At 61.4% G+C, this 8,985-nt stretch carries 10 protein-coding genes and 1 pseudogene; 6 read left to right on the top strand and 5 right to left on the bottom strand.

The genetic code is table 11. The features are described 5' to 3' along the window. Together KBA32_RS04685 and KBA32_RS04680 are read left to right on the top strand one after the other, a co-directional pair. Positions 1–282: hypothetical protein (locus KBA32_RS04685; protein WP_294355977.1), on the top strand; the 282-nt coding region annotated here is incomplete at its 5' end. A 21-nt stretch (positions 283–303) separates the two neighbouring features. After that, positions 304–1,398: a response regulator gene (locus KBA32_RS04680; protein ID WP_294355975.1), complete on the top strand. Its 1,095-nt coding sequence runs from the start codon at positions 304–306 to the stop codon at positions 1,396–1,398. A gap of 318 nt (positions 1,399–1,716) precedes the next feature. On the opposite strand, the pseudogene KBA32_RS04675 reads toward KBA32_RS04680, so the two are convergent. Both KBA32_RS04675 and KBA32_RS04670 read right to left on the bottom strand, forming a co-directional pair. Then, positions 1,717–1,842, bottom strand: a pseudogene (locus tag KBA32_RS04675) (cell filamentation protein Fic); the annotation flags it as partial. Then, positions 1,836–2,054: a hypothetical protein gene (locus KBA32_RS04670; RefSeq protein ID WP_294355973.1), complete on the bottom strand. Its 219-nt coding sequence runs from the start codon at positions 2,052–2,054 to the stop codon at positions 1,836–1,838. The pseudogene KBA32_RS04675 and the gene KBA32_RS04670, both read right to left, overlap by 7 nt. Before the next feature lie 360 nt (positions 2,055–2,414). Between KBA32_RS04670 and KBA32_RS04665 the strand changes: the two genes are divergently transcribed. The 3 genes from KBA32_RS04665 to KBA32_RS04655 are packed head-to-tail and all read left to right on the top strand — an operon-like array spanning position 2,415 to position 5,940. Beyond that, the gene (locus KBA32_RS04665) at positions 2,415–3,959 is read left to right on the top strand and encodes an ABC transporter ATP-binding protein (protein WP_294355971.1); all 1,545 of its coding nucleotides are present in this window, start codon (positions 2,415–2,417) and stop codon (positions 3,957–3,959) included. After that, positions 3,946–5,001 (top strand): ABC transporter permease, encoded by a 1,056-nt coding sequence (locus KBA32_RS04660; protein ID WP_294355969.1) that lies wholly within the window; start codon positions 3,946–3,948, stop codon positions 4,999–5,001. The genes KBA32_RS04665 and KBA32_RS04660 overlap by 14 nt, the downstream gene beginning before the upstream one ends. An 18-nt stretch (positions 5,002–5,019) precedes the next feature. Next, positions 5,020–5,940, top strand: a complete 921-nt coding sequence (locus KBA32_RS04655) for an ABC transporter permease (RefSeq protein WP_294355968.1) — start codon at positions 5,020–5,022, stop codon at positions 5,938–5,940. A 126-nt stretch (positions 5,941–6,066) separates the two neighbouring features. Here the strand turns inward: KBA32_RS04655 and gpt are convergent, their stop codons facing one another. Continuing rightward, positions 6,067–6,573 (bottom strand): xanthine phosphoribosyltransferase, encoded by a 507-nt coding sequence (gene gpt, locus KBA32_RS04650; RefSeq protein ID WP_294355966.1) that lies wholly within the window; start codon positions 6,571–6,573, stop codon positions 6,067–6,069. 136 nt (positions 6,574–6,709) lie between these two features. Continuing rightward, complete coding sequence (locus KBA32_RS04645; RefSeq protein ID WP_367113743.1) at positions 6,710–7,786, bottom strand: BMP family ABC transporter substrate-binding protein; 1,077 nt, start codon at positions 7,784–7,786, stop codon at positions 6,710–6,712. 115 nt (positions 7,787–7,901) lie between these two features. Between KBA32_RS04645 and KBA32_RS04640 the strand changes: the two genes are divergently transcribed. Beyond that, a complete protein-coding gene (locus tag KBA32_RS04640) occupies positions 7,902–8,036 on the top strand; it encodes a hypothetical protein (protein WP_294355965.1) in 135 nt (44 codons plus the stop codon). 96 nt (positions 8,037–8,132) lie between these two features. On the opposite strand, the gene KBA32_RS04635 is transcribed toward KBA32_RS04640, so the two are convergent. Next, the gene (locus KBA32_RS04635; RefSeq protein WP_294355962.1) at positions 8,133–8,918 is read right to left on the bottom strand and encodes a ferredoxin--NADP reductase; all 786 of its coding nucleotides are present in this window, start codon (positions 8,916–8,918) and stop codon (positions 8,133–8,135) included. Positions 8,919–8,985: the final 67 nt, after the last annotated feature.

Genomic DNA, 8,985 nt, shown 5'->3' with positions numbered 1-8,985 from the left:
GCGAACAACCGCGACATCAAAACACGGGGCCCGATGGGCCCCAATTTCGTGCACCTCTCGACGCCAAATTCAGCCGCCATTCTATGCCGCCAAATTTCTACGGATTTGCGCAGCCGGCAACACCAGGTGCTCTCCGGTCGCCTTCGCCTGACCGGCCGACTCGTCGCCAGTCTCTTCTCCGAAATCGTCAAAAACCTTCAAAAATTCATCCCCAATCGAAACCGACCGCGACCGATTCGACCCAAACCCCACAAGTCTCATGCCTACAAATCCGCACCATGACAAAGTGCTAAGTCATGAGGATTGGGGGAGGGCAAGCCTGGTATTTTGTTACTTGATGTCTGCCTTCCTGACGAAAATGGTTTTGCGCTGTGCCGGCGCATTCACGGCATCGCAGGGCTGGAGAACGTCCCGGTGATTTTCGTGTCAGGCTTTGACGATCTGGAGTCGAAGCTTGAAGGTTACGATGCCGGAGGCATTGATTTCATCAGCAAGCCGGTCAACCTGATCGAACTGACGCGGAAGGTTGACGCTGCGCAACGGATCAGTCTGGAACATCGTTCGCTGTACAAGCGCGCGGTCGAATCGGACACACTCTCCTCGCTGGTACTGTCGAACCTCGACGAATTCGCCGTGCTGATCAAGTTCCTGCGTGCGCAAAATACGTCCGATACACCGCGTGCCGTTGCCGACGAACTTGCGGCGCTGATGCGCGCCTACCAGCTGCAGAGTGCCATTCAGGTGCGGATGGGCAACGACGAGTTGACCATCAGCCATCACGGCGACAACTGGCCGCTCGACGTGTCGGTGATCAAGCACGTGCGGAAAATGGGGAGAATTTTCGAGTTCAAGCGGCAGGCCGCCTACAACTTCGAGCATGTCACGGTGCTGGTCAGCAATGTGCCGATCGACGATCCCGATCTGTGCGGGCGTATCCGCGACAACCTGGCGATTGCCGGCGAGAGCGCCAATGCCAAGCTGGCCTCGCTGTCCACACGCGAGGAGAACCGACAGGCGCGTCAGGCCGTCGGGAGCCTGATCGCCGAGTTGAAGGCAGCCGTTACGTCCTACGAAAAGAAGTACAACCTGGCACGCTACCGTGGTTCCTCGCTGACGGTGGATCTGCAGAATCGCCTGATGTCAGCTTTCGCAGCGCTCGGCATGACGCTCCAGCAGGAAAACGAAATCCTTGATGTGGTTACGTCCATGGCCGAGGAACTGGCCGACGTCTACGACTTTAGCTCGGATATGCAGGAAACGCTGGGAGGCATTAGCGATCGTTTGTCGAGTATCCTGAGCATCGTAATCCCGGCAATGCCGGTGATAAAGTCATTCGAAAAAAAGCATGAAGCCCCTCCCGTTGCCGTGCGGAGCATGACCGGAGTTGATCTCTTTTAACGAAACGCGGAACAAATGGCGTTTTTGTTGATGACTTGGTCAGCGGCCTTCAGCAGTCCGGAGATGACCGCGTCGAGACTGCCGCTCAACTGATCGAGCCGGCCGAGCGTGACCGGCGTGCGATGCCTGGCTTTGCCGGCGTCATCACGGAACGCCTCGGCAAGCCGGTTAAAAACCGCTGTTTTTGGCCTCCAACTGTCGAACTCGGGGTATCACGCCATCTGATATTGGTCGTGGGCAAGGTAATTTCCCCAAGCATTCTCCACTCGACCGCAACCCCATCCAGCGGCTTTTCCAGAACAACACGCTGCTCATGGCCTACAGCTCCTCGGTCTTGAATTCGCTGTAGCCTTCGTAGAAATAGCTCACGTTGATGCTTTTCATGTACAAGGCGCGGTCGTCGATGTGGTCGGTGATGTTGAGCTTGTTCGCGAGAATCATGCGGCCTGTCCCTCAATCTCGGCCACTCCCTTGAGCACGGCGGCCAGGCGGGTGTTCTTGCCCTTGACGGTATTGCCGAGGTGGTTGCTGGTGGTGTCGAAGTCGGCAAACAGGCCCTTGATGTCGCGCTCGGACGGGTAACCGTTGTCCTTCCATGGGCACGAGATACCGTCCCCGCCAGGCGACATCGATTGCAGCAACCCAAGGTTCGGCACTCAGGGCATCCGAGCTCGCGAGGGGCTCGACTTGTTTTAAATCGCCGCCAGTCTATCAGGCGGTCGCCCCGGCGGCGACTTCCCATCTGTTGTGGATATGGGGGTGATTTCGGGCGCGTGGATCAGTCGATGGACGATTTGCCGGTGATCTTCGGCGGATGGGCTGAAGGTGCGAAGGCGATTGATTGAAAAGGCCATTTCATCGTCGGAAGGCTTCCGTGAGGCCCATTTTGCGTCGAGTCCCGGGCGGCAAGCGTGTATCATTCGGCCTTTGATTTTTCGGTCAGTTTTGACTGGTGTCCGCCTTTCATTCGGGGTGCCCGTCGGCCGGCCGTTCGTCTATTTCCTGCCGGAGCAAGCATGACCGCCCCCGTTCCTCGTTTGGAACTGCTTAACGTTACCAAGCGCTATCCCAGTATCGTTGCCTGTTCGGATGTCAGTTTGTCGGTGATGCCGGGCGAGATCCACGCCGTTCTCGGTGAAAACGGCGCCGGCAAGAGCACCTTGATGAAGATCATCTACGGTGCGGTCAAGGCCGACTCGGGTTCGATCCTCCTGAACGGCCACGAGGTGAACATCGCCAATCCGGCGCGGGCGCGGCGGCAGGGCATCGGCATGGTGTTCCAGCATTTTTCGCTGTTCGAGACGCTGACGGTGGCCGAGAACATCGCGCTGGTGCTCGACGAGCGCTTCGATATTCCGGGGCTTTCGCTGCGCGTCCGGGAAGTTTCCGAGCGCTACGGACTGCCGCTCGATCCGGACCGGATGGTGCACAGCCTGTCGGTGGGCGAACGGCAGCGCGTCGAGATCGTGCGCTGCCTGCTGCAGAAGCCGCAAGTGCTGATCCTCGACGAGCCGACCTCGGTGCTGACGCCGCTGGCCGTCGAGGCCTTGTTCCAGACGCTGCGCCAGCTGGCCTCCGAAGGCGTCTCGATCCTCTACATCAGCCACAAGTTGCACGAAATCAAGTCCTTGTGCGACCACGCGACGATTATCCGGCACGGCAAGGTCACCGGCCAGGCCGTGCCGCGCGAGGAAACGCCGGCGAGCCTGGCGCGCATGATGATCGGCCGCGAGCTGCCGGTCTGCCAGGCCCCCGCCTTTACCGGCGAACAGCGGACGGTGCTGGCCGTTGAGGGATTGCACCTGGTTTCGGACGACACCTTCGGCACCGATCTGGTCGATGTCTCATTGACGGTGAACGCCGGCGAAATCCTCGGCATCGCCGGCATTTCGGGCAACGGTCAGGCCGAGCTGATGGCGGCGTTGTCGGGCGAGGATACGGTCGAGCGACACGCGATTCACCTCGACGGTGTGCCGATCGGCCATCTCAACGCCGGGCAGCGGCGCTCCAAGGGGCTCGTCTTCGTGCCGGAAGAGCGCCTCGGGCGCGGCGCGGTGCCGGCCTTTTCGCTCAGCCACAATGCCCTGCTGACGGCGCACCGCAAGGGCATGAAGTACTGGGGGCTGGTGCGCTACAGCAAGGCGCGCGAGTTCGCGGAGAAGTGCGTTGCCCGCTTCGACGTGCGTTGCGGCGGCCATGCCGACGACGCGCGTTCGCTGTCCGGCGGCAATCTGCAGAAGTTCATCGTCGGGCGCGAGATCATGCTCAAGCCGAAATTGATGATCGTCGCCCAGCCGACCTGGGGCGTCGACGTCGGCGCCTCGGCCGTGCTGCGCCAGGCGCTGCTCGACCTGTCGCGCAACGGCGTGGCGATCCTGGTCATTTCGGAGGAGTTGGAGGAATTGTTCGAAATCAGCGACCGCATTGCGGTACTGGCGCAAGGGCGGCTGTCGCCGGCCATGCCGAAGAGCGAGACGAATGCGGAAACCGTGGGCATGATGATGTCCGGCCTGTTCGACGAAGCAGCCGCGCACAAGGAGGCACGCCATGCACTTGCTTGAACCGCGTGCGCGCCCGTCGAAGGTGATGCGCTGGACGGCGCCGCTGATCGCCATTGCCGCGACGCTGGTCGTCGGGTCGCTGCTCTTCTGGGCGCTCGGCAAGCCGGTTGTCGAATCGTTCCACGTCTTCTTCATCCAGCCGATGGAAACGAGCTACGGCTGGAGCGAGTTGCTGATCAAGGCCTGCCCGTTGATCCTGATCGCCGAAGGGTTGGCGATCGGCTTCAAGGCCCGCATCTACAACATCGGCGCCGAAGGGCAGTTGATCATCGGCGCACTGTTCGGCGGCGGCGTCGCGATCTACATGGACGGCAGCGACTCGGCGTGGGTGATTCCGGCGATGGTGGTGGCCGGCGCGATCGGCGGTGCGCTCTGGGGTGCGCTGCCGGCCTGGCTGCGCACGCACTTCAACGCGCAGGAGACGCTGACCACGCTGATGCTGACCTACGTCGCGACCTTCATCCTCTCCTACATGGTGCACGGCCCGTGGCGCGATCCGGGCGGCATGAATTTCCCGCAGTCGATCATGTTCGGCGACAGCGCGCTGTTCTCGATCCTGCTCGAGGATTCGCGCGTCAACACTTCGGTCTATATGACGCTGTTCGCCGTCATCGCCTTCTGGCTATTCAACGCGCGCAGCTTCATGCATTTCCAGCTCGAAGTGGGCGGGCATGCGCCGGCCGCTTCGCGCTACGCCGGTTTTTCGGCGCGGCAAACGGTCTGGTTCAGCCTCGTCATGTCGGGGATGACCGCCGGGCTCGCCGGCGTCGGTGAAATTGCCGGGCCGGTCGGGCAGCTCAACCTCAACATCTCGCCGGGCTACGGTTTTGCCGCGATCATCGTCGCCTATCTCGGTCGCCTGCACGCCTTCGGGATCGTCCTCGCCGGCTTCCTGATGGCGCTCATCTACCTTGGCGGTGAAGCGGCGCAGGTCGGTTTGCAGATGCCTTTCGCGATTACCGGGATCTTCCAGGGCATGCTGCTCTTCTTCCTGCTCGGCTCGGATGTCTTCATCGACAACCGCCTGCGTCGTTCCGCCTGATTCGCTCGAGAGAACAACATGATCGAACATCTCATTCCCATCCTGGCCGGCACGCTGGCCGCGGCGACACCGCTGATCTTTGCGGGTCTCGGCGAACTCGTCGCCGAGCGCACGGGGGTCATGAACCTCGGCGTCGAAGGCATGATGCTGGTCGGCGCCATCGCCGGCTTTGCAGCGGCGGCCGAAACCGGCTACGGTGCGGCGATCGGCCTGCCGGCAGGCGCCGTCGCCGGCGCCGCGACGGTGCTGATCTTCGCCTTCTTCGCGCTCTCGCTCGCTGCCAACCAGGCGGCCTGCGGCCTGGCGCTGACCATCTTTGGTGTCGGTCTCTCGGCCTTCGTCGGACAGAGCTACATCAGCTACAACCTGCCCGGATTGAAGCCGATCGCCATCCCCTTGCTCTCGAAGATCCCGGTGCTCGGGCCGATCCTCTTCGTGCAGGATGCGGTGGTGTATCTCTCCGTCGTCGCCTTCGCCAGCGTCGCCTGGACCTTGAGCAAGACGCGCCTGGGGCTGCTGCTCAAGGCGGTCGGCGAGTCGCCCGATGCAGCGCACGCGATCGGTTACCCGGTGATCCTCATCCGCTTCGGCGCGGTCGCCTTTGGCGGCGCGATGGCCGGCATCGCCGGCGCCTATCTTTCGACGGTCTATACGCCGCTCTGGGTGCAGAACATGAGCGCCGGGCGTGGCTGGATCGCCGTCGCGCTCGTTGTTTTCGCGACGTGGAAGCCGACCCGCCTGCTGCTCGGCGCCTACCTGTTCGGCTTCGTCACCATCCTCCAGTTCCACGCGCAGGGGCTGGGCATCATGCTGCCGGTGCAGTTCCTCGCCGCGCTGCCCTACGTCGCGACGATCGTCGTGCTGGTGATCATCTCGCGCGACCGTCGCCTGTTGCAGAACAACCTCCCGGCGTCGCTCGGCAAGCCCTTTCTGCCCTGATTCGAGGCGCAGAAACACCGTCGTGCATCGCAGGCCTCTTGTAGGAGCCCGGTTTTACCGGGCGATCACCCCATCGGAACACCACCCGCCCCTCGCGCAGAAAATCTGCGCTCCTCAAGGCGTCGTTCAGACGTTCTTCTTGATCGGCGGTACGAACTTGTAGTCGATGTCCCAGGGGAAGTAGATCCACTTGTCCTGGCTGAACTCCTTGACGCACAGATCGACGACGTCGCGACCCAACGGTTTGGCGTAAAGCGTGGCGAAATAGGCCTTGGGCAGGAGCTTGCGGATGACGCGCGCGGTGTTGCCGGTATCGACCAGGTCGTCGATCAGCAGGAAGCCTTCGCCGTCGTGATCGACCCCCTTGAGAATCTTCACATCCGAACGTGTGTTCTGTGCGCCGGACTCTTCGGACTCGTCGTAGCTCGAAGCGCAGATCGTGTCGAGCAGGCGAATCTCGAGTTCGCGCGCGATCAGTGCGGCGGGGATCATGCCGCCGCGCGCGATGGCGATAATGCCCTTGAACGGACCTTTCTCCATCAGCGCATGGCAGAGGATGCGCGTGTCGCGGTGCAGTTCGGGCCAAGAGATCACGATGTCGTCCCGGTAGGGGCTGCTGATCTTGGAATTCATGGGACAGTCCTTAGATGATTGAACGGGGCGAATTATAGTCGGAGCGTTGAGCCTGCCAAAGCCCTGAGCAAGACGCGTATCCCGGAAAACAAAACGCGGCCCGAGAGCCGCGTTTCTGTTGTAGCGATCGCCGATATTACTTCGGAATGCTGCCTTCGACGCCTTCGACGTAGAAGTTCATCTTGAGCAGGTCGGCGTCGGTGTAGGCCTTGCCGGCGGCGAGGAATTCCTTGCCCGACTGGTCCTTGAGCGGGCCGGTGAAGGGGTGCAGCTTGCCGGCCTTGATCGCGTCGCGACGCTCTTCGGCCAGCTTCTTCACGTCGGCCGGCAGGTCGGCAGCGAAGTTGTCAATGTTGACCGCGCCTTCCTTGACGCCCCACCAGATCGACTCGTTCTTCCAGGTGCCGGCTTCAACATCGGCCACCACCTTCTTGTACACGACGTCCCAGTTGAGGATCGACGCGGCGAGGTGCGCCTTGCCGCCGAACTTGCTCATGTCCGAATCCCAGCCGAAACCGATGGCACCCTTCTCCTGCGCGGTCTGCACGACGGCGGGCGAGTCGGTGTTCTGCATCAGCACGTCGGCGCCTTGCGCGATGTGCGCGAGGGCGGCTTCACGTTCCTTGCCCGGATCGAACCAGGAGTTGATCCAGATGACCTTGGTGGTGATCGCCGGGTTCACGCTGCGCGCGCCGACGGTGAAGGCGTTGATGTTGCGGATGACTTCCGGAATCGGGATCGAGGCGACGTAGCCGACCTTGTTGTTCTTGCTCATCTTGCCGGCGACGACGCCGAGCATGTAGGCGCCTTCATAGGTACGCACATCGTAAACGCCCAGGTTCGGCGCGGTCTTGTAGCCGGTGGCGTGCATGAAGGTGGTCTTCGGGAAAGCCTTGGCGACCTTGAGCATCTGGTTCATGTAGCCGAAGGACGTGCCGAAGATGACCTTGTGTCCCTTTTGCGCCAGATCGCGGAAAACGCGTTCCGCATCGGCGGTTTCCTGCACGCTTTCGACGAAGGTCGTCGTGACCTTGCCGCCCGACTGCGCTTCGAGCGCCTTGCGCCCTTGATCGTGCGAGTAGGTCCAGCCGTGGTCACCCGTCGGGCCGATGTAGACGAAACCGGCTTTCATCGGATCTGCGGCGTGGGCGGCGACACTGGCGACAGCCAGAACCGCGACGGAGGTCAGGGTTTTGAGGCGGGACAGCAACATGCTTGATTCTCCTTGGAAGGGACGAGGGTAAACGGGTCTACTTTAGCAGCTTCGGTCGTCGCTTCACATCATGAAATGCGCGAAACGACATCCGGAAACGGCTACAGCAAGGCGTATGTCCGGCTTCAAGGAAAACTGGCTGCGGATTAAACCTGAAAAACTCGGTTCTTCACCGCAAAGGCGCAAAGATCGCAAAGGTTCGCAACGAAAATCAAAGCGCTACGCGAACAGCACCTATCTTTCATCTTGACCCACAGGGTGAATGGTCAAGTACGATCAAGCGGTTGTTTCCTTTTGCGATCTTTGCGCCTTCGCGCCTTTGCGGTGAGGTTTTCGGGTTAACTCGTCATTTCTCGACGAACGCGCGCTCGATGACGTAGTCGCCCTGCGCGCCGATGTGCGGTGAAACCTCGAACCCGCGAGCATCCAGCAAGGCGCAGCAATCGCGGATCATGTGCGGGCTGCCGCAGATCATCGCGCGGTCGTGTGCCGGGTCGAGCGACGGCAGACCAATGTCCTCGAACAGCTTGCCGCTTTCGATCAGCTCGGTGATCCGCCCCCGGTTCTGGAATGGCTCACGCGTCACGGTCGGGTAGTAGATCAGTTGGTCGCGCACCATTTCGGCAAAAAACTCGTGGCGCGTGAGTTCGTCCGAAATGAAGTCGCGATACGCCAGTTCATCGACGGTGCGCACGCCATGCACGAGAACGACCTTTGCGAAGCGCTCGTAGGTCTCCGGGTCCTGGATCAGGCTCAGGAACGGTGCAAGGCCGGTGCCCGACGCCAGCATGTAGAGGGTACGTCCCGGCCGCAGGTCGCGCAGGACGAGCGTGCCGGTTGGTTTGCGGCTGACGATGATCTCGTCGCCGACGGTGAGGTGCTGCAGCTTGGAGGTGAGTGGGCCGTCCGGCACCTTGATGCTGAAGAATTCGAGGAAGTCCTCGTGGTTGGCGCTGGCGATGCTGTAGGCGCGCGTCAGCGGGCGTCCTTCATGCTCCAGACCGAGCATGACGAACTGGCCGTTGATGAAACGCAGGCCGGCATCGCGGGTGGTGCGAAAGCTGAACAGGTTTTCGTTCCAGTGATGGACGGAAAGCACGCGCTGCGAGGAGAGGGAAGCGGCTGAACTCATGGCGATCTCGATGGAGGTTTTCGATGCCAGCGATGCTATTTCGGCCTAACATATCTGTAAAACAGAT

The sequence above is a fragment of the Propionivibrio sp. genome, assembly GCF_017995515.1.
Taxonomy (GTDB): domain Bacteria; phylum Pseudomonadota; class Gammaproteobacteria; order Burkholderiales; family Rhodocyclaceae; genus Propionivibrio.
The sequence above is the reverse complement of the archived record's forward strand: the minus strand, read 5'-3'. Positions and strand labels throughout refer to the sequence as shown.